Origin of the sequence: Exiguobacterium sp. s16, from assembly GCF_018618115.1 — a bacterium.
Taxonomy (GTDB): Bacteria; Bacillota; Bacilli; order Exiguobacteriales; family Exiguobacteriaceae; genus Exiguobacterium; species Exiguobacterium mexicanum_A.
In genome coordinates this window covers 35,700-54,803 of record NZ_JACSLM010000012.1, presented here as the reverse complement: position 1 = coordinate 54,803, position 19,104 = coordinate 35,700, and the positions used below count along the sequence as shown (strand labels likewise).

Genomic DNA, 19,104 nt, shown 5'->3' with positions numbered 1-19,104 from the left:
GGTCTATGAGAATGTGCTGAACGACGCGATCTTCAGCGGAGATTTGGTAGAGGTAAAATATGTGGAGAAGCGGGAGATGAAACGATTCAGAGGATTCGTGCACCGGACGAACTACATGGAGCGGACCGTCGAGCTGGCCAATCAAAGGGAAGGGATCATCCATGTGCCGTTCGAGGCAATCATTCACGTCGAACAATCGATAGACTAACGCCCTGGCGGTTGCTGACGAAAAATCCTTTGCTGCTTTTATAGATGTATCAGTTAAAAGTTGCAGTACACTGATATCTTTAAATCATTCCGTTTGTCAATTTAAGCTAGACAGATCGACTCCATTCAGGTGACTCAAAAATGCCTCCAACGGTGTGCGGTAATTCAGTGACTTTCTTGGGATGTTATTCCGCTTGTCGGCCACCGACGAAATGAATGTTTGATCCACCTGGTTGAAGTCCATTTCCTTTGCCAAGCCGTCTTTCCGCAGGAGCCCGTTGGAGTTTTCATTCAAGGCGCGCTGAGAAGGCGTGCCGGGATCCGCAAAGTAAATCGAGACGTCGTGCCGGTTGCACAACGGTTTCCAATTGGAGAATTCCTTGCCGCAATCAAACGTGATGGATTTGAACAGATTTCTCGGGACCCCTTGGAACCACTGGTTCAACGCAGTTTCAATATCGCAAGCCTTGCGTCCTGCAGGCTTCAGGGCGATGATGACTTTCGTCAGCCGTTCGACCAGCGTGATCACCGCACTTTTGTGGCGGGCACCCACAATGGTGTCGCCTTCGATATGCCCGAACTCTTTTTTGAACGACGGGTTGTCGGCTTCCCGTTCGGAAATATGGCGTTTGAACGCCTGTTTTCCCCGGCGTTCCTGGTGTCCATTGGGTTTCCGTTTTCCTTTCATCGGCAGCGTGGCGGCGTCAAAGACCTGATTTTTGAACATGCGATAGATGGTGCGCGCGGAACAATCGATGGCCGTTTCTGCCCGGCCGACAATGACATCCGGCGTCCAGCCCTGCGCCACCTTGTCTTGAACATAGGCCACTTGTTTCTTCGGCAGGACAATCTTCCGCCGGCCGCAGCGTTTCTTATTTTTCTTGTATTGCGTGTAGAAGTCGAGCGCTGTATGTCCTGATTTCAGGAAATTGATGACGTTGTAGATTGGCTGCCTGGAACGGTTCATCAACTTAGCAATGATCGCTACAGGTATATTTTGGCGGTGGTAGGATTCTATCATCACCAGTTCATCCGTGGTAAGATGGGTGTAGGTCATTCGTGATCACTCCTATGTTTTTCTTTGGTCGGAAAATACATTGTGAGTGTACCACGAATGGCTTTTTCAATTGTCTAGCTTAATTTTACAATCGGCTATTAATGAATGAATGATCAATTTTTGAAAACTTTTTTGTGTTAATTGAATTTAAGTAGAAAAGAGAAGAAGCTTTTGGGCTTCCTCTCTTCCGATAATATCTCATATGTTAACTATAAAAATATATTTAATTATCCAAAGTCTTCAAACCTCCGTTTGACTTTAACCTAATACAAAACTGTGCCCCCAAGGTTAAAGAAAATTCAACTTTTGGGAGGCAGCACTTTTCGTGTACGACAATTAAACACGGTGTTAAACAGCTCTATTTCTTAGTTTCAATGTCATCGCATTGATAGCCACGATAACCGTGGACACGGACATCAGAACTGCTCCTGCGGCAGGAGCCAACGTAATCCCAATGGAGGCTAGAACACCCGCCGCTATGGGAATGGCAATAAAGTTATAACCGGCTCCCCACACGAGGTTCTGTTTCATTTTACTGGTTGTTTTATTGGCCAATTCGATAAAGGATTCAATATCGCCTGGATCCGACTGAGTCAAAATCACATCAGCGGAATCGATGGCGACTTGAGTTCCGGCACCGACTGCTATCCCAACGTCTGCTATTGCAAGGGATGGTGCATCGTTGACGCCATCGCCGACCATGATAACCGTTTGTCCATTATTTTTCAGTGATTCCACTAAACCATATTTATCTTGCGGTGATTGATTGGCTCTGTATTCAATGCCCAGTTCCTCTGCTACTCCTTGGGCCGCCGTTTCATTGTCACCTGTAGCCATAATCGGTTTTATATTGTAATGCTTCAATGCCTGTATCAGCGTTCTGCTCGTTTCTTTCAATTCATCGCCTAATGCGACCGTACCGATCGGATTCCCGTCCTCAACTAGTATACTTAATGTTGCCCCTTTGGGAACATCCACCGCTACATCTCTTCCAAGTGCCTTTTGGCTGATCAATTCGTATTTGCGGCCATTGGCGTTTCCTTCTATACCCGCACCCGACACAACATCAATCGAATCAAAGTGGACAGGCTGAATCCCTTGTTTCTCAGCGTATTGGACGATTGACTGGGCGATTGGGTGGCTGGACCCGCCTTCAATCCCTGCCATTAACGCCGCGATTTCGGCTTCGGTATGTTGACCATCCAGTGTTTCCATGTTCAAAACTTTAAATTCGCCAGTAGTCAATGTACCCGTTTTATCCAGTATCATTACATCAGCCTTAGTTGCCAGCTCCAATGCTTCGCGGTCTTTCACCAACAGCCCGCGGCTTGCACCTAAACTGGTGCTTCGTGCAATAACCAGCGGAATGGCAAGGCCGAGAGCGTGTGGACATGCAATGACTAATGTCGTAACCGTAAAAAGAACAGCGGTTTGAATGTCAGCAATGTACAGCCAAACGACAAAAGCGAGGAAAGCCGCCGCAATGGCGATATAAAACAGCCAGCCGGCTACTTTTTGAGCCAGATTTTCAGCTCTTGAAGGTTGATCCTGCGCCTGGCTTATCAGGGTTTGTACTTGGGAAATGAACGATTGGTCGCCGGTTTCCTGTACTTCAAGATATATGATGCCTGCACCGTTCGTGGAACCGCCGATCACTTTGTCTCCGGCTCCTTTTTCAATGGGTTTAGATTCCCCCGTCAGCAAAGCTTCATTGATCCGCGAGGTGCCTCTTTTGATGATGCCATCGGCAGGGACGTTTTCTCCGGCCTGAACCCGTACAAGGTCTCCGACTTTCAGCTCATTTACGGGACGCGTCTCGATCGAATCATCTTCCAATACCACATGTGCATCTTTCGGCACCAATTCGGCGAGCGATTTTTGCGCGTCTCCTGCTTCTCCGATAGCCTTCATTTCGATCCAGTGTCCAAGGAGCATGATCAACAGCAAGGACGCGAATTCAAAGAAGAAATCCATGATGTGATCGCCGGTTACGTAGCGTGCCAGCACGGCGTAAATGCTGTACAAATAGGAAACGGATATCCCTAATGAAATAAGGGCCATCATGCCCGGTGCTTTTTCCTTAAATTCAGCGATTGCACCTTGATAGAAGGGTTTTCCGCCATAAACCAATAAGATAGTTGCTAATACAGCGACCACAATATCCGAGTATGGAAAAGTAAATTGGAAAGGAAGCCGAACGTCCATCATCGGCGACAATAATAGAATGACAATGCCCAAGGGCAGCGACTTCAGGAAAATTTCTTTGAAATTCCCATGATGGTGATGTCCATGGTCACTATGATCGTGGCCACCATGATTGTGATGGGCATGATCATCATGAATTTTGGCAGGATTGCTGTCGTCTTGAATGCCTTCTTTCACTTGGTCTTCATGGTACGAATGCCCAACATGTTTGGAATGATCCATTTTACTGTGATCTACCTGTTCGTCTTGATGATGGTGATGGTCTTTATCATTTTTAGCCATTCAGTGCGCCTCCTCCAAACTAGTGGTTCTTATCCTATTTAACCCTATTTACATTCTTAACATTCACAAAGTTCTTGCCGAATATACCACGCGAGGGTATATTTCATTTAAAAGTAAAGTGTGCTGTGAAAGCACCCTTATACGACGTCATACCCTTGTTCTTCAATCGCTTTCTGAATTTCGTTTAATGATGTCTTGGCAGTATCATAGTCTACTGCCACTTCGCCTTTTTTAAGATCAACTGTCACAGATGAAATCCCTTCGAGTTCACCGACGCCCGTTTCAACCGAGTTTGCACAGTGGCCGCAGGACATACCTTGTACTTTTAATGTTTCAATCATTATTATTCCTCCTAAAGTAATATTTCCTTAAACTTAACATACCCCGATAGGGTATATCAAGTGTTTAGTATCATTTTACTTTATCGCTGTTTCCATGACTCTAATTTAGAAGTTCACAATGACCCCCCAAAAAAACCGCACCATTGATTTTAATATTTGATTACTTGTCTATAAAATGTGCAGTTTCTATGGAGTTTCGGTATTTCTGTTTAGTTTGGAAAGGAGAGGGAAATCCAGTAAATGAAACAAAAATAAGAAATGGAGGTTTTAACATGGCTCATGAACAACATCAGGAATTGATTCGGGCATTACATGATTGTGCAGCGGAATGTAACCATTGTTTTGACGCTTGTCTGCAGGAAGATGATGTGAAGATGCTAGCACAGTGCATTCGATTAGACCGGGAATGCGCGGACATGTGTGCATTTTTGGAACATGCCATTACTCACAATTCACCGTTCGTTTCCGAACTGGCAGCCGTTTGCGCAACCATTTGCGAAGCTTGCGCAGAGGAATGTGAGAAGCACGCCGATCATCATGAACATTGCAGACGCTGTGCGGAAGCTTGCCGTAGATGTGCAGAAGCTTGCCGTAACGCCGCATAACCTTACTCAAAAAGGCCCGTCGGAAATATTTTCCGACGGACCTTTTCTTTTATCAAGCATCATTCTGCTTCATGGATCCATTTGTAGCCGATTCCCCAAACCGTGAGAAAATGATCATCGACCGGAAAACCGGACTGGCGGATTTTTTCCCGAACATTTCGCACATGCGAATCGATGGTCCGCCCTTCCGTCTCTGAGTCGAATCCCCAAATTAACTGGATCAGCTGCTCCCTCGTAAACACTTTGTCGGCATTCTTCATCAGATGGCCCACCATCAGAAATTCTTTTGGCGTCAATTTGATGATATGTTTGCCGTACGTAAGTTCAAACCGGTCTTCGTCCCACACCAAACCGTCCACTTCAATGGTATTTTTCGGAGTTCTCCTGCGAAGCAGCGCCCCCATCCGGGCCAGCAACTCATCTTCATTAAACGGCTTTGTGATGTAATCATCCGCCCCGATATTCAATCCCTTAACAATATCCTCCTGTTGTTCCCGCGCCGTCAGCATAATGATTGGCACATCCGAAAATTTCCGGATTTCGCGGCACAGTTCCCAGCCATCCATTTCCGGCATCATGATATCCAGTAAGACGAGATCGAAAGGTTCCGATTCCAAATAGTCGAGGGCTTCATGAGCTCCCAGTGCTTTTTTACAGAGGTACTGATGCGGCTTCAAATATAAAGCCACTAAATCCAGCATTCGTTGTTCATCATCAACCAACAGCACTTTCTGCAAGCGAATCCCCCCTTTTCAATTCTATCAGGACGGTTGTCCCTTGTCCGTACTCACTTTGAAGCGTCATGAGACCACCGTGCGATTCGACGATTTCTTTCGCAATCGCCAGGCCAAGACCGCTTCCTCCGTACTGTCTGGATCTGGATTTATCGACCCGATACAATCGTTCAAAGACAAAAGGAAGATTTTTTTCCGGTATGCCCTCTCCTTCATCACGGATGCTTATGGTGATGGTACCTTTATCTTGGACTCCCTGTAATACCACTTGTGTTCCTTCAGGAGAATGCTTGCGGGCGTTGTCCAAGACATTCAGCAATACCTGCTGAAAACGTTCGGGATCAATGAAGGCGACAATCTCATGTTCACAATGGACAGCCAATGAAATCTGTTTCTCGTCAAAAGCTGGCCGAACCAAGGCAACGACGGATGCAAAAAGCATCTCCAGTGAAAATTCCTCTTTTTGAATGGCGAACTGGTTATGATCCATCTGAGCCAGCTCAAACAGCTGCCGGATCAATTCCGTCAAATGGGCCGTCTCTTCCCGGATGATGCCAATGTATTCCTTTTTCTCTTCCTCGGATGCATCCGGCCGGCTCGCGATATCGGCATATCCTTTGATATAGGTCAACGGCGTCCGCAACTCGTGCGAAATACTCGCCAAAAATTCATTCCGCTCATTTTTTAAATGTTCCAAGTCACTGGATAGAGCAGTGATGGCTTTCGCCAGCTCTCCCAACTCATCGTTTCGGCCAATATTCAGGCTGACCTCGTGGTGCCCTTCGCTTAACTGTTCCGTCGCTTCTTTCATCCGAATCAACGGCAACGTAATCAATCGGGATAGCAGAAAAATTGTGATGACGGTCAACCCGACAGCAATCAGGCCAACAATCAGGAATTGGTTTCGCAAATGACTGACCATCCCTTTGATATGATTGGTTTCCGCAAACATGAACACGTGGCCTCTATGTTCTCCTTCAATGGTGATTGGGCTGTCCGTCGCAATAAACTCTTTTTTGTCCCATCGCTCTTCCACGACCTTCCCTCCCTGCAGAACCTCATCAAAATCGGTGTGTTCCAACACTTCCCTCATTTCAGGTTCAATCAGATCGGAATGGGTCAATTCGTTGCCATCTGCATCCGTGATGATGACGATGAAATCGGAGGCCGATTCCATCAACGCCACATGGTTCAATGTCGCCGGTTCAAAACTGTCTTCCAATACTTCGCTGTGGGTGTTCCCTCTTGCAAGCAGGTTGGTCATGACTTCATCCACCCGTTCATTGACAAAAGTAACGTACAGGGTTAGAAACAAAACCAATTCAATGATGATAATAAACACAAAAAACAGCAAACCTATTTTCAATGCAAGCCTGTTTAACATGGCATCCCTCTTTAAGTCGATTGGTTAGCAGCAATCAAGACAAAGACTGCTGCCGAAAGCTGTTGGATTCGGTTCGTCTTTCAAACGGCTAGCTGGTTTCTACTTGGTTTTTCCCTCTTCCAGCAGCGTTTTCCAGGTCTGTAATCCGTCTTCCGACAAGTAGGCATTGCCTTCAAATGTGTAGATCGCCAGTTCCATTCCATCCATCGGGTTTTGTGCAATAAAAGCGACGGCATCTTGTGAAAGGTCCGGTGTATCCACCGGCTCGAGTTCTTCATTTTCCATAGTATACTTCACCAGAGCCGCCGCTGTCCCGTAGCTTCCGAAGTACAAATGGTCTTCGGTGAAATGCACCGCTGTGCCTGTTTCACTTCCGTCTGTAATGGCTTTAAAATTTTCTCCGCCATCCCGTGAGAAATAAATCCCTGCAGCCGTAGCTGCAGCGACGAAGTTTGAGTCAGCCGGGTGAAGAGCGAGCGAAGTCACTTCGCCTTCCAGCCCTTCAGCCTTCACAGTTTTCCATGATTCGCCTTCATCACCGCTTTTATATACGCCGGCTTCCAATAGGGAATTCTTGGCCGGATTGATTAGGAAAATGTCGTTACTGTTATATCCCACCGCCATGGCATGAAAATCCGTTTCTCCTTGAAATGCAATCTCTTCAATCGATTTACCGCTGTCGATGCTTCGCTGTATCCCTAGGGGATTGGGTAATTCTGAGTCTGCACTTGGGTGGCCCGACGTAATAAATCCTTCATTTGTTGCATTAAAGCCCATATAATCATGAAAATTATCCGCCGTTTCGAACCAGCCCTCTTCCCGGTAAATTTTCAGCCCGGTATGCGAGGCAAAATACAGTCCGTTCTCATTTCCTGCATAACCCATCCCATGAACATGGTTCAGTTCCCCTTCAAACGGCACTTCAAATGAATCCGTTGTATCATTGCTGCAGCCTGCCAACAAAAGAAAAGCCGACAGCACTGCCGTTCCTATTCTCTTTTTTTTCATGTAGATGCCCTCCGAATATGTCATTTTTTATTTTTTATAAGTATAACATTCTTAAAGTTTAACGAAAAAGTTTCGACTTTTTGTGCAGATATCTTGATTTCAAAACAGCTAATCCATTCCCTCTACAATTGACCCAAAAGGAATAATCCTTCCAATCGGTCCGGTGGAGGATCTTTGCCTGATTTTTATTTATAAATTTTCTACACCTGACATTTCTTTTCTTTCGGTTAGTCCACTTTAAAGAAATGTTTTTTTCTCGTTTTTTCTTTGCAGCATTTTTCAAAATAACGTGGCCCGCATTATGCTTGGGAAATTCAGAGGTATCAGCACGGTTTGATCTGTTCCATATAACTCGCGATATCCTCTTCGGACATTTCACCCGTAATAATTTTCTCGATTTTGCCCTCTTGATTGACTAACAGAGTAGTCGGCAATGGACGGATATTATAAGCTTCCATAACACTTTTGTCCTTATCGATAACAATCGGGAACGTTAAATTTCGCTGTTCAGCAAATTGTCTCACTTCATAATCGGATTGCGCAATATTGACAGCGAGTATCTCCACACCTTGATCCTTGTATACCTGGTACTGCTTTTCCATCAGCGGGAACTCTTTTTCGCACGGTTTGCACCAAGTACCCCAAAAGTTCACGAACACCCCCTGCCCTTTGTACTCAGACAGCTGATGCCGTTCCTCGTTCAAATCCGTCAACGCAAAATCGGGTGCCGAATCTCCAACTTGCAGCAATTCGTTTTTCTCTTTTGTTAATCCGTTGTAGATGGTAAATGCAATAGCGACAACCAGAATGAACAAATACTTGTCCTCATAATCAAGCGATTTCTCTTTTTATCCTTTTTAGCAGCCATACACTGTCACGTCCTTCCTAGATGATGGGTTGAGTCCATTAAAACCCTGTAAATCCACCCGTAAATTGCGATAAAAAAGCGATGATTTCTGTCAGCATGTCAAAGTAAAGTAAAACGCCCATCAGAATCATTAATGCTCCTCCTATTGACATGAAAAGAGCGCTCTTCTTCTTCAAGAAAGTCATTTTCTCAATAAAAAACGACATCAAGAGAAAAGGAATGGAAAATCCCAGAACGTAAAACAGCATATAGAGTAAGCCACTGTCCGGATCCGCTACTCCGAGTGCAATAACTCCTGCAAGTATGGGACCGGTACACGGGGTCCATCCAGCTGCAAAGCCAATGCCGATCAGAACAGAACCCGCGTATCCGGAGGGCCTTTTCTGGAACTGTAATTTCTTATCCGACAGCAGGAAGTCGAATTTCAGAATACCGGTTAGGACCAAGCCAAAAAACACCATCAAAATAGCGCCCAATTGACGTAGAAGAACTTGATATTCCAAGAAGAAGTTTCCGATAAGCGAAGTCGACAAGCCCAACGCTAAAAAAATGATGGAGAAACCTATCAAAAATAGAACCGTATGAATCAAAGCCGTGCTCCTCATCATTCCCTTGCCCGTCTTTAACTCATTGACTGAAACTCCAGTAAGGTAGGATAAAAAAGCCGGATACAAAGGAAGGGAGCATGGAGAGATAAATGATAAAAGCCCTGCGCCAAACGCAAGATACAAACTAATTTCCGCCACTTGTACACCTCCTATTACAGTAAGTTGAATCCTCTTCTTTATCATTTTTGTATCCCTTAAGGAATCAAATGAAATTTTCTATATAAGACTCGGGGAATTTCAAGGTATGTAAAATTAAATACAGCCCCTCTCTTAACTTCTACTTCCCCGTGCTTGCTTAACCGTTCCAGAAGACGTCAACCAATCCAGTTTACCGATTAATTCTTGATTTTCTGTGCAGTTTCTTCTATTCCGGTTCAGGTGAAGTCCCGGATGATTTGCAGGAAGCCGAAAATCCAACCTTTGAAGTTGGAAGCCAGGCGATTATTGAAACCGATCATATGGAAGGCATGAAAGGTGCTGAAGCCACAATTGTCGGGGCTTATGATACAACCGCCTATGCAGTGACCTATACGCCGACGGACGGAGGCGAGCCGGTTGAAAATCACAAATGGGTGATTCACGCAGAATTGGAAAATCCAGGTGATGAACCATTGGAAACGGGCGATGAAGCGGCCATTGCCGCTGACCATATGGAGGGAATGGACGGCGCAACGGCTACGGTTGATTCTACCGAAGAAACGACCGTCTATATGGTTGATTTCGTCCCGACCACCGGAGGCGAGGAAGTCACCAATCATAAATGGGTGACTGAAAGCGAACTGTCACCCGAATAAAAGCGCCAAAACCCGGGATCTTGTCAACAAGATCCCGGGTTTTTATCTGTAATGGTTCATAAAGGATTCGATTTCGTTTGTATTACAAAAACATTAAGTTTTAGTAGTTAGGCTTCCCGTATAAATTCTGCACATTTTTTCAACATTTTTATAATAGAATAAATCAAATTTAAATAGTTTTAGAGAGGTCACCAAATCTATGAAAACAAATCAGCTTTTGAACGAATCCGGTCTGATCTCCCGATTAGATTCCAGAATATTAGAATTAGACATCAAGGGGATTGCCGATAACTCAAGCGATGTGGCAAAAGGTTTTGTGTTTGTTGCTATTAAAGGATTTGAAATTGATGGTCACGGGTTTATTGACCAGGCAATTGAAAAAGGGGCAGCCCTTGTCATCGGAGAACAAGGAATTACCCGGTTAGGTGTCCCTTATTTACAGGTGGAAAATAGCCGGAAAGCGCTTGGCATCCTGGCCAGGAATTTTTATGGCCGTCCATCTGACCAGAAAATAATGATTGGAATTACGGGCACCAACGGAAAAACGACGACGAGCTATATGCTCCAGCACTTTCTGGAAAGCAACGGTATGAGTTGTTCTGTCATCGGTACCAACCAAAATATTATCAATGGCGAAAAAATGAAAAGCTCGAACACCACACCAAATTCACTCGCTCTCCATAAACTGTTGACCCTCAGTCAGGATGAGGTCGTCATTATGGAAGTTTCTTCTCATGGACTGGCCCAGTATCGGTTAGAAGGCATTGAATTTGATTACGGCTTGTTCCTCAATCTTCACCATGAACACCTGGATTATCACAGTTCCATGGAAGAATATTTTCAGGCGAAGCTTACAATGTTCAATCAGATGAAAGAACATGGGATTGCTGTAGTGAATACAGATAATGAGTGGGGACGAAAGCTCTGTGGAATCCTGCAAACAAAGGGAAAACCGATTTATGCAATTGGCACATCCACTGAATGCAACCTGCGTGTTGCAAAATTTCATTCACTGTCCTCCACTATGCGGGTGATTGAAAGTAACGAAACGTATCAAATGGTCGCTGCCATGACCGGAATGCACAATATGTATAACACCTTAATGGCCTACGGAACATCATTGTTGCTGGGTATCCCCAAAGAAAAGCTCTTAAACTCCATTCACCATTTCAAGGGAGTCGATGGACGCTTTGAGGTCACGAAACTGGCCAAGGGCTCGATCGTTATTGTGGATTATGCCCATACTCCGGATGCCATCTCTTACTGCCTGGAAACTGCAAAATCACAAGGGGCCCAACGAATAACCCATATTTTCGGCTTTCGTGGAAATCGAGATGCCAGCAAGAGAAAGCACATGCTATCCATATCTGCTGAAATGAGTGACCGCTACATTTTAACGTTGGACGACCTGAACAATGTTTCTCCAGGAGATATGCTGGAAGTTTTAAACCAACTAAATGAAACATACGGCAACTCAAAAGGCAGCATCGTTCCAGACCGTACACTCGCCATTCAGCAAGCAATCCATGAAAGCAAGGAAGGCGACTGGATTGTGATTACCGGTAAAGGACACGAGAAATACCAGCAAACCTTTCATTTACCGACTGATTCGGACCGGGAAACCGTCAATTATATAATAAAGCAGAACTAAAATAATCACTCAGGAGGGAGTAGTTATGAAAAAACTAAGTGTTGTTTCAACCATTTTAATCATGATCAACACTTTAATCGTTTCGTCCGTTTTCAGTAAAACTGATGACCCTTCCCTGCCAAACGTATCCAGTGAAGCAGCTATTGTCATGGAAGCAACGACTGGAGAAATCCTCTATGAAAAAAATGCACAGTCGCAGATGTATCCTGCCAGCCTAACAAAAATTACCACAGCCATTTATGCAATTGAAAACAGAAAATTAAATGATATTGTAACCATCAGTAAAAAAGCACGCAATACGGAAGGCACCCGTGTTTATTTGGAAGAGGGAGAACAAGTGACTTTAGAAAAACTGTTGCTGGGCCTCTTAGTCAACTCTGGAAATGATGCCGGCGTCGCCATTGCTGAACACATCAGCGGCAGCGTTGAGTTATTTTCTGCTGATATGAATTTATATTTAGAAGATGTAATTGGCCTGCGGAATACGAACTTCGAAAATCCCCACGGTCTTTTTGATCCCGAGCATGTTACGACAGCCGAAGATTTAGCGAAGTTAACCCGATATGCGATGAAGAACGATGAATTCATGAAAATATTTGGAACAAAAGAACTGCCCTGGAACGGTGAATCCTGGGATACCACGCTTTATACCCACCACAAACTATTAAGGGAAAAACCTTATGAAGGCGTTACGGGTGGTAAAACCGGGTTTGTGCCAGAAGCAGGCGTCACGCTGGCCACGACAGCCAAAAGAGAAAACCTGAATTTAATTGTCGTCACCTTAAAAAGCGACACAGAGGCAGAAGCTTATGCTGACACTATTCAACTTTTGGATTTTGGATTTGAAAATTTTAAAACAGTGAGCATTCCGAAAGAAAGCAGCTTTTTTGCCGGTGATGTGGAATACATTACGCCAGGCGATTTCTTTTATACACACCAAACAGATGAGCAAGTGACAATCGCTGTAAAAGAAGATGGACTATTAAGGATTACTGATCAGGATGGCACTCTTTTGTCTTCTTATCAGTTTCCCGTTGTCAGTGCTTCTGAGACAAACCTTCCTTCTAATTCTGAAGACGTTCGCACATTTTTCCCACCTGGGATTTTAAGTTCAATCTATTTGTTCCTCCTCGTCGTTGGCTTTTCAGGATTAGTGTATTACCGAATTCGAAAAAAGCGGATATAGAACGCACTTCTCTATCTTAAAATTTCATTCAACTGAACTTTTATATACCATCAATTTTTTAAACAGCGCAGGAGGCGGATTATACCATAAACACTCAGTTCCCCGTTTTAGAATTTCTGCTGCTTCTCATTTTCAACATAAGTATGGGTGCAGTTGGCTTTTTCCCAAGCTTTTTGCTCACGTCTCTCAATATCAGTTCTTTAGGGTTAACCATTGGCGTCATCCTTTCTTTGTCGGGGGAGATTTTTGGCGCTATCGTCGGATTTTACCTATATCGATATGGGTTTTCAAAAGTTAATCCAAAGTGGTTAAAGCGGCCGTTCTGGAGGTACATCCAGAGTTCTTCAATAAGCCGCGTCTTCTGGGCAATCATCTTGCTGCGCTTAATTCCTTTTGTCCCATCAGGTCTGGTAACAGCAGGGGCGGCCTTGACGCCCATTCCAGGTGGCTTATTCATTATTGCCAGCACCATCGGTAAAATTCCGGCCGTTTCTCTTGAAGTGGCTGTTGTTTATGGCCTTGTAGAATCCATACATCCCGGTTATCAGTACGGCTTATTTATTTTGATCTTTCTATCGTTTCTAGTGATCTGGGCAAAGAACAAAAGAAAAAATTCTTTGTAATTTTACCCCCTGTTTGAGAAAACTTCGATAAATTCATCCTCTTTTTCTGGCTCATCACCATAACTCGTGGTTGCTATTTTGACGACCGATCTCGAGGCGCAATCTTAAAAAGAATCGCTCGAGGTTTCGATAGCCATAGCCACGGCGTTTGATGAGCTTGATCTTGTTGTTCGTCCCTTCCATCTTCCCGTTCGACAGCCTTGACACGATTGTCTGGCGCATCGCTTGCTCCCGGACCCGGATTGCTTTCGCGATCTTCGCCAGGGGCCCGCACGGATGGAACTGATAACGGTCCAACCAGTCTGTGAGCCGCCGTTGCGACTGTATCTCGCACGTCGCCTTCAGCACATACCGGATATGCTGGAGCCCTTGATAGAGGTTCCGAATGAATGGATCTTCCTGCATACAGGAACGGGCGACCTCCCGGTCTTCCCCAGTCAGCGTTTCCGGGCGACGCGCGAGCGAACGATCGATCACGCGAACGTGGTGATGGCGTCTTGCCTCGTTCAAAAACGACGCCGTCGGCGAAGGGCGTCCGTGACGAACTGGACGAGGTGGAACCGGTCCAGCACATGTTCTGCCTCCGGGAAGACATGGTTGATGGCCTTCGCCATCGCCGGTGCAAAATCACTGACGACAGAACGGACATCCCCGGATACGCCTTGAAGTGCTGCCGAGATGGCTGCCACGTCCCGGCCCGGGACAATGGACAGAAGCTGGCCACTCTTGGCATCGAGGACAATCGTCGCATAGTGGTGCCCCTTTCTCGTGGCGAACTCGTCGACCAGGACATGCGTTGCACGCTCCATCGTCTCCACCGAAGCGTACTGATAGAACCAGCGCTCCACCGTCGTATAAGGGAGGCTGTACTCGCGTGCGACATCTGAGATTGTCCGTCCGTGGCAACGTTTTGCGATGCCTTTCCGGAACACCTCGGTGGAAGTGCTGACGAGCCCGAGACCGTAGTCATACACGAACGTCAAATCACAAGAGGTGCATCTTTGACGTGGGACATCCAGTTCGATCCAGAGTACACCGACGTTCCACGCATGACCGTGTCGAAAGCGACGCCGCTTTTTCGAATGCAGGATGGTCTTTCTCTGGCACAGCGGACAAGGGATGTCATGTCGATCCGGGATGACCGGAAAAACGTTTGGTTCTTCGTCTGAAGACATCTGAATCTGAAAAAGGTCTGGAAGTGGAAGAAGTAATTTGATAAACTGTTGGGACAAAGCGAAAACTCCAATCGTGGTTTGTCTAAGCAACAATTACGATACCGGGGTTTTCGCTTTTTTTCTATGTTCAATTCAAAATCTGATGGATTTTATGCGTCAACCACACCTTATGGTGATGAGCCTTTTTGTGACATACTGTTCAAAATCTACTTTGAACGGGGACGATTGCGATGAATACTTGGAAACACACTTTACTCTTACTAACTGGCGTCGGCATCTCGAACCTCGGCGCCTGGGTGTATTTCATCGCCCTCAACTTGATTGTTCTCGAGATGACGCAATCGCCGTTCGCCGTCTCGGTCCTCTACATTCTGGTCCCGCTCGCGGCACTATGCGCGAACGTTTGGTCAGGCTCGGTCATCGACCGTACCGATACACGCCGCTTGATGATGTGGCTTGATGCGCTCCGCGCCGTCGTCGTCTTCAGTCTCGCTTTCATCGACTCACTCGCGCTCATCTACTTGCTCGTGTTTCTATTGAACATCGCGAGTTCCGTCTTCGAATCGGCCTCCCTCGTCTACATGACCAAGCTCGTCCCAAGCGGTGACCGTCAACGGTTCAACGCCATGAAAAATTTCGTCCAATCGGCCGGATTCATCTTAGGCCCGGCCATCGCGGGATTGTTGTTCATGATCGGTACACCCGCGCTCGCGATACAATTGAACGCGCTGGCGTTGCTCGTGTCTGTCGGAATCCTCTCCCTACTACCGAAGTTGTTCACGGCCCGCGACGAAGTCGAAGTGTTCAACCTGCGCATGATTCTCGATGATTGGAAAACGGTCGTCCGATTCGCATCGACCATGCGTTACGTGACACTCGTCTATGGCCTATTCTGCGTCATGACGATTTTCATGTCGAGGCTCGACTCGCTCGAGGCGTCGTTCGCGACGCAAGTGCTCAACTTTTCTGAGAGTCGCTACGGTTTTCTCGTCAGTGTTGCCGGAGCCGGGATTATCGCTGGTTCCATCATCAACGCGACGTTCAGTGCCCGGCTGACGTTACCGTTCCTAATCAGTTTCGGTGCCATCCTAACACCTGTCGGCTATCTCGTCTTCGCCTTCTCCGAGTCATTCGTGGTCGCAGCGGTCGGATTCTTCCTGCTCACGTTCGCCTTGTCGTTCGCGAACACCGGCTTCTTGTCGTTCTATCAAAACAATGTCCCGACCGACCTGATGGGCCGCTTCTCCGGGGTGATCAACGTAGCGGAGTCCGTCTTGATTATCGGGTTGACGTTCGGCATCGGTCTCCTCGCTGAATATGTCGGGATTCGCTCGACGTATGTCGCCTTTTCACTCGCTTTCTTGCTCGTCGGCTTGGTCACAGTACGGGTTGTACTAGAGCGATCAAGACAAGCTTTGTATACGTCAGCTCTACACGAGGAGGAAGCATCCTAATGCGGTTATAGTGTTGGCGAAACAACAGAAAGAGCCGATTGAGACCATCCTCTCAATCGGCTTATTGTATCGCTTGAGTCATCTGATCAATGTGTTCTTCTACCACAGCAACAATGACATCCGGACGATCTAATTGAATGGCATGCGATGCCTGTTCCGCAATCACCAGCTTGCTAGTCGTTGCGAGCATCGTTTGTTCACGAATGAGTTGATGCCACGTTGCTTCTAATAACCTTAACTCAGATTCAGGCAAACCGTTTAACATGCCTTGTGCGACTTCATAATCGGCGTCGCGTCCGATCACATATAACGGCATCGCATAGGCGATGGATCACTCGTCACTCCTCCTCGCCAGAGACAATCATCTTCCGATCCATGTGTTCGACTTTGAAGTGACGGGCGCGATGAAGCGAATCGATCGACACGTTGATTCACGATGGCCAGACCACCCTTGCCACATAACTGACGACACCACCGGCATCTGTGTCGGTGGTGTCGTTTACTTAATCCCGAAGAACGCACTCGCTCCGATTCGAAAAACGATCTCGTCGTTCCAGTCTAATGTTTTATAATGAAGGTGACGGACATCTTTGATTGGTTATTCCGCATATATAGCGGGTAATTGAAGAGGTGGCTCATCGTGAGCCGATTCAAGACAGATGGAGGGGTGAACATGAAGCAATGGACTAATGAATCGATTTATTTGTTCGGTCTCATCGCTTGTATGATTGTCGGTACGATGGCTTATATCGTCCTTTTGTCTGAAAGTAACACCGGTCTTCTCGGCTACTTGATTTTACCCACCATCATACTCTCTTCTCTCATCTTCGGGATGCGAGCTGGGCTGACTCTGTCTGTCACGCTCCTCCTCTTTTTATTCATCTATTTCCGATGGCTCGCGTCCATTTACGAAACAGGAAACGTTCAGTTTTTTAACGCCAGAGGCATCAGTTTTACGATTCTGCTTCTCGTCATGTCCATTCTGTCTGGTCTCGTTCATCAACTCGTGAACACCGTTCAACTGTCCCGGCACGAGTTAGAGGAACAAGCGCGACAATTGATTGCGGTCGATCCAGAGACGTGGCTTGATAATACCGAGCGATTTCGGATGGACTTGAGTGCGGAACGAGACCGTCTCATTCGCCACGGTGGCTCATTCTCAGTCTCGTTCATTCACTTGAATGACTTCGCTCGTTTCAAGGAACATTACGGACGAACTGAATATGAATGGTTCTTGAATTATTTCAGTGACGAGCTCCATATGGCAACAAGACGAACCGATCACAAGTATCGGATCGCAGTCGATACGTTCGCCATCATCTTCCCCTACACGTCACAAAAAGCCGCACAAGTCGTCCATGACCGGATTCGTCCGCTACTAGAACAGTATGAGCTTCAAAGCGGTAAACACGTGTCATTGACGTATGAGGATACGTTTTATGAGGTGAATCAAGAAAATTGTAACACGGTCGTTGATAAAATCGTTGCGAAGGCATCGTCGACTAGTTGAGAAATACCTGATAATAAAACCTTGAATGATCGACACTTAATAAAAGTGCGCATTCAAGGTTTTTGTGTCATCATATCGATTTTACCCCACATTTAGCCGTTTCGATTCTCCATCACGACTGCTGTCTGTAACGTCTATCCAAGCCCATTATACGCAAACTCAGAATTTCCATTTGGATACAGCATCAAGTCCTTCACAGAGTTAACCCAATTCAATTTCTTATCTAAATCGCTCTAGATGATACTCTATCTAGGTTGCCCGAAGAGCATTTTCATATGTATCGTTCGACCTTTTATCACTTCAGTTTATTATTGTTAATCGTTTCATCTCGTTACATTTCCGACTAAATGGAGAGGTTCCTTCCCTTGAATCGCCTCGATCACGCCTCCGGCAATCTCTTTATGCGTCAACCAGCGGCTCTCCCCCTTCACGACTTGAAAACCGAGTTGCACTTGGTGATAACGGACGTCTTCAGTGATCGTCAGCCCGTTTCTCACACCGCTCGAGTTGGCGCGACTACCGAGAACATGGAACACGTCCGTTCCCCCTCGTAGTGCTGACAACACACACGTTAAGGCGTCAGCTGCGTCCGAATGAACCCAGGCAACGACCAAGTCGAAATCTCCGTGATCCGCAATCGAACTTCGCAGCGCTTCCTTGAGACGCAAGTCGTCCCGATAGTCGACCAATACGGCAGACAGTCGGTCGGGTGTTTGTTCGGTCAATCGGCTCATTTTCTCGGCATCCCGTCCGATGATGGACACGTGATAGCCAACCTCTTCCAACCAAAGGACCGTCCCCGCCAGCATCCCGCTGCCGCCGATCACTAACGCATGTTTCACGATATATCTGTCCCTTCTGTCCGTTTATAAGTAAGGAAAGGAATCCTGACTTACGAAAGCGAAATCTACATATAACACCCCCCTCAAGGAGGCATGATTCCCATTCCATCGACCATCTATTCCATCAAACCAATCGAGTCGCCACACGAACTCGATGAATCGTTCCCAGTCATGAATCAACTGCGCACCGACTTGACGCTCGACGCCTATCGCGATCTCGTCGCCGCCATGCGACCACAAGGGTATGAACTATATGCGTTATACGCCGACGATGTCATCGTCTCGCTTGCGGGGATTGAGCTCCGCGTCAATCTATATCTCGAGAAACACGTCTTCATTTACGACCTCGTGACGTGCGTGAACCATCGCTCGAAGGGATATGGCGAGATGTTGCTTCACTTCATTCATGAATACGCACGCGACAGTGGTGCCAAATATGTCGCCCTCGAGTCCGGACTGGCAAGGACCGAGGCGCATCGCTTTTATAAAGACAAGATGGACTACGCCATCACGAGCTATTCGTTCCGAAAACAGCTTTGAATTCTATGTAACAAAAAAGGAAGAGCCGAA

Annotated in this window: 19 protein-coding genes and 2 pseudogenes; 9 read left to right on the top strand and 12 right to left on the bottom strand. The window is 46.3% G+C overall.

Annotated features, from left to right (window positions below; all coding sequences use genetic code 11):
* The coding region (locus KNP86_RS14450; protein WP_214686808.1) for a YolD-like family protein at nucleotides 1–208 on the top strand (208 nt) is incomplete at its 5' end.
* A gap of 96 nt (nucleotides 209–304) precedes the next feature.
* Here the strand turns inward: KNP86_RS14450 and KNP86_RS14445 are convergent.
* The 3 genes from KNP86_RS14445 to copZ form a co-directional block, all read right to left on the bottom strand.
* On the bottom strand, nucleotides 305–1,264 hold the full coding sequence (locus KNP86_RS14445) for an IS30 family transposase (RefSeq protein ID WP_114167461.1): 960 nt from the start codon (nucleotides 1,262–1,264) through the stop codon (nucleotides 305–307).
* Nucleotides 1,265–1,612: 348 nt separating this feature from the next.
* Nucleotides 1,613–3,751 carry a heavy metal translocating P-type ATPase gene (locus KNP86_RS14440; RefSeq protein WP_029595516.1) on the bottom strand — a complete coding sequence of 713 codons (2,139 nt, stop codon included), beginning with the start codon at nucleotides 3,749–3,751 and terminating at the stop codon, nucleotides 1,613–1,615.
* Nucleotides 3,752–3,888: 137 nt separating this feature from the next.
* Nucleotides 3,889–4,092: a copper chaperone CopZ gene (copZ, locus tag KNP86_RS14435; RefSeq protein ID WP_029336157.1), complete on the bottom strand. Its 204-nt coding sequence runs from the start codon at nucleotides 4,090–4,092 to the stop codon at nucleotides 3,889–3,891.
* Nucleotides 4,093–4,364: 272 nt separating this feature from the next.
* Here copZ and KNP86_RS14430 point away from each other — a divergent pair, with 272 nt between their 5' ends.
* Nucleotides 4,365–4,697, top strand: a complete 333-nt coding sequence (locus KNP86_RS14430; protein WP_084158420.1) for a four-helix bundle copper-binding protein — start codon at nucleotides 4,365–4,367, stop codon at nucleotides 4,695–4,697.
* A 59-nt stretch (nucleotides 4,698–4,756) separates the two neighbouring features.
* Here the strand turns inward: KNP86_RS14430 and KNP86_RS14425 are convergent, their stop codons facing one another.
* The 5 genes and pseudogenes from KNP86_RS14425 to KNP86_RS14405 all read right to left on the bottom strand — a co-directional run bounded on the left by KNP86_RS14425 (nucleotide 4,757) and on the right by KNP86_RS14405 (nucleotide 9,437).
* On the bottom strand, nucleotides 4,757–5,434 hold the full coding sequence (locus KNP86_RS14425; RefSeq protein ID WP_029595517.1) for a response regulator transcription factor: 678 nt from the start codon (nucleotides 5,432–5,434) through the stop codon (nucleotides 4,757–4,759).
* A complete protein-coding gene (locus KNP86_RS14420; RefSeq protein ID WP_214755065.1) occupies nucleotides 5,412–6,815 on the bottom strand; it encodes a sensor histidine kinase in 1,404 nt (467 codons plus the stop codon). The genes KNP86_RS14425 and KNP86_RS14420 overlap by 23 nt, the downstream gene beginning before the upstream one ends.
* A 99-nt stretch (nucleotides 6,816–6,914) precedes the next feature.
* On the bottom strand, nucleotides 6,915–7,823 hold the full coding sequence (locus KNP86_RS14415) for a F510_1955 family glycosylhydrolase (protein ID WP_029595519.1): 909 nt from the start codon (nucleotides 7,821–7,823) through the stop codon (nucleotides 6,915–6,917).
* Between the two features lie 323 nt (nucleotides 7,824–8,146).
* Nucleotides 8,147–8,691 (bottom strand): annotated as a pseudogene (resA, locus tag KNP86_RS14410) (thiol-disulfide oxidoreductase ResA).
* Nucleotides 8,692–8,729: 38 nt separating this feature from the next.
* Nucleotides 8,730–9,437 carry a cytochrome c biogenesis CcdA family protein gene (locus tag KNP86_RS14405; protein ID WP_029595520.1) on the bottom strand — a complete coding sequence of 236 codons (708 nt, stop codon included), beginning with the start codon at nucleotides 9,435–9,437 and terminating at the stop codon, nucleotides 8,730–8,732.
* A gap of 230 nt (nucleotides 9,438–9,667) precedes the next feature.
* On the opposite strand from KNP86_RS14405, the pseudogene KNP86_RS14400 reads away from it, so the two are divergent.
* The 4 genes and pseudogenes from KNP86_RS14400 to KNP86_RS14385 all read left to right on the top strand — a co-directional run.
* Nucleotides 9,668–10,093: pseudogene (locus KNP86_RS14400) on the top strand (YdhK family protein); the annotation flags it as partial.
* 199 nt (nucleotides 10,094–10,292) lie between these two features.
* Entirely contained in the window at nucleotides 10,293–11,744 is a 1,452-nt protein-coding gene (locus KNP86_RS14395) for a UDP-N-acetylmuramoyl-L-alanyl-D-glutamate--2,6-diaminopimelate ligase (RefSeq protein WP_029595522.1), read from the top strand.
* 25 nt (nucleotides 11,745–11,769) lie between these two features.
* Complete coding sequence (locus KNP86_RS14390; protein ID WP_214755063.1) at nucleotides 11,770–12,930, top strand: D-alanyl-D-alanine carboxypeptidase family protein; 1,161 nt, start codon at nucleotides 11,770–11,772, stop codon at nucleotides 12,928–12,930.
* A gap of 143 nt (nucleotides 12,931–13,073) precedes the next feature.
* Nucleotides 13,074–13,553 carry a TVP38/TMEM64 family protein gene (locus tag KNP86_RS14385; protein ID WP_125318013.1) on the top strand — a complete coding sequence of 160 codons (480 nt, stop codon included), beginning with the start codon at nucleotides 13,074–13,076 and terminating at the stop codon, nucleotides 13,551–13,553.
* 54 nt (nucleotides 13,554–13,607) lie between these two features.
* On the opposite strand, the gene KNP86_RS14380 is transcribed toward KNP86_RS14385, so the two are convergent.
* Together KNP86_RS14380 and KNP86_RS14375 are read right to left on the bottom strand one after the other, a co-directional pair.
* Nucleotides 13,608–14,063 carry a transposase gene (locus tag KNP86_RS14380; protein WP_084158424.1) on the bottom strand — a complete coding sequence of 152 codons (456 nt, stop codon included), beginning with the start codon at nucleotides 14,061–14,063 and terminating at the stop codon, nucleotides 13,608–13,610.
* Nucleotides 14,060–14,785 (bottom strand): transposase, encoded by a 726-nt coding sequence (locus tag KNP86_RS14375; RefSeq protein WP_084158426.1) that lies wholly within the window; start codon nucleotides 14,783–14,785, stop codon nucleotides 14,060–14,062. Before KNP86_RS14375 ends, KNP86_RS14380 begins: the two co-directional genes overlap by 4 nt.
* Before the next feature lie 173 nt (nucleotides 14,786–14,958).
* Between KNP86_RS14375 and KNP86_RS14370 the strand changes: the two genes are divergently transcribed.
* The gene (locus KNP86_RS14370; RefSeq protein ID WP_214755061.1) at nucleotides 14,959–16,182 is read left to right on the top strand and encodes an MFS transporter; all 1,224 of its coding nucleotides are present in this window, start codon (nucleotides 14,959–14,961) and stop codon (nucleotides 16,180–16,182) included.
* A 61-nt stretch (nucleotides 16,183–16,243) separates the two neighbouring features.
* On the opposite strand, the gene KNP86_RS14365 is transcribed toward KNP86_RS14370, so the two are convergent.
* The gene (locus KNP86_RS14365) at nucleotides 16,244–16,486 is read right to left on the bottom strand and encodes a hypothetical protein (protein WP_125318014.1); all 243 of its coding nucleotides are present in this window, start codon (nucleotides 16,484–16,486) and stop codon (nucleotides 16,244–16,246) included.
* 369 nt (nucleotides 16,487–16,855) lie between these two features.
* Here KNP86_RS14365 and KNP86_RS14360 point away from each other — a divergent pair, with 369 nt between their 5' ends.
* Nucleotides 16,856–17,692 carry a GGDEF domain-containing protein gene (locus KNP86_RS14360; protein ID WP_029595527.1) on the top strand — a complete coding sequence of 279 codons (837 nt, stop codon included), beginning with the start codon at nucleotides 16,856–16,858 and terminating at the stop codon, nucleotides 17,690–17,692.
* 323 nt (nucleotides 17,693–18,015) lie between these two features.
* Here KNP86_RS14360 and KNP86_RS14355 read toward each other — a convergent pair whose 3' ends face one another.
* Entirely contained in the window at nucleotides 18,016–18,534 is a 519-nt protein-coding gene (locus tag KNP86_RS14355; protein ID WP_131472540.1) for a Rossmann-fold NAD(P)-binding domain-containing protein, read from the bottom strand.
* Nucleotides 18,535–18,627: 93 nt separating this feature from the next.
* Between KNP86_RS14355 and KNP86_RS14350 the strand changes: the two genes are divergently transcribed.
* Nucleotides 18,628–19,074: a GNAT family N-acetyltransferase gene (locus tag KNP86_RS14350; RefSeq protein WP_029595529.1), complete on the top strand. Its 447-nt coding sequence runs from the start codon at nucleotides 18,628–18,630 to the stop codon at nucleotides 19,072–19,074.
* Nucleotides 19,075–19,104 lie beyond the last annotated feature (30 nt).

Coding starts and splice junctions, on each gene's coding strand:
- KNP86_RS14445 (WP_114167461.1), bottom strand. CDS start 1,264: ATGACCTACACCCATCTTACCACGGATGAACTGGTGATGATAGAATCC.
- KNP86_RS14440 (WP_029595516.1), bottom strand. CDS start 3,751: ATGGCTAAAAATGATAAAGACCATCACCATCATCAAGACGAACAGGTA.
- copZ (WP_029336157.1), bottom strand. CDS start 4,092: ATGATTGAAACATTAAAAGTACAAGGTATGTCCTGCGGCCACTGTGCA.
- KNP86_RS14430 (WP_084158420.1), top strand. CDS start 4,365: ATGGCTCATGAACAACATCAGGAATTGATTCGGGCATTACATGATTGT.
- KNP86_RS14420 (WP_214755065.1), bottom strand. CDS start 6,815: ATGTTAAACAGGCTTGCATTGAAAATAGGTTTGCTGTTTTTTGTGTTT.
- KNP86_RS14415 (WP_029595519.1), bottom strand. CDS start 7,823: ATGAAAAAAAAGAGAATAGGAACGGCAGTGCTGTCGGCTTTTCTTTTG.
- KNP86_RS14395 (WP_029595522.1), top strand. CDS start 10,293: ATGAAAACAAATCAGCTTTTGAACGAATCCGGTCTGATCTCCCGATTA.
- KNP86_RS14390 (WP_214755063.1), top strand. CDS start 11,770: ATGAAAAAACTAAGTGTTGTTTCAACCATTTTAATCATGATCAACACT.
- KNP86_RS14385 (WP_125318013.1), top strand. CDS start 13,074: ATGGGTGCAGTTGGCTTTTTCCCAAGCTTTTTGCTCACGTCTCTCAAT.
- KNP86_RS14370 (WP_214755061.1), top strand. CDS start 14,959: ATGAATACTTGGAAACACACTTTACTCTTACTAACTGGCGTCGGCATC.
- KNP86_RS14360 (WP_029595527.1), top strand. CDS start 16,856: ATGAAGCAATGGACTAATGAATCGATTTATTTGTTCGGTCTCATCGCT.
- KNP86_RS14350 (WP_029595529.1), top strand. CDS start 18,628: ATGATTCCCATTCCATCGACCATCTATTCCATCAAACCAATCGAGTCG.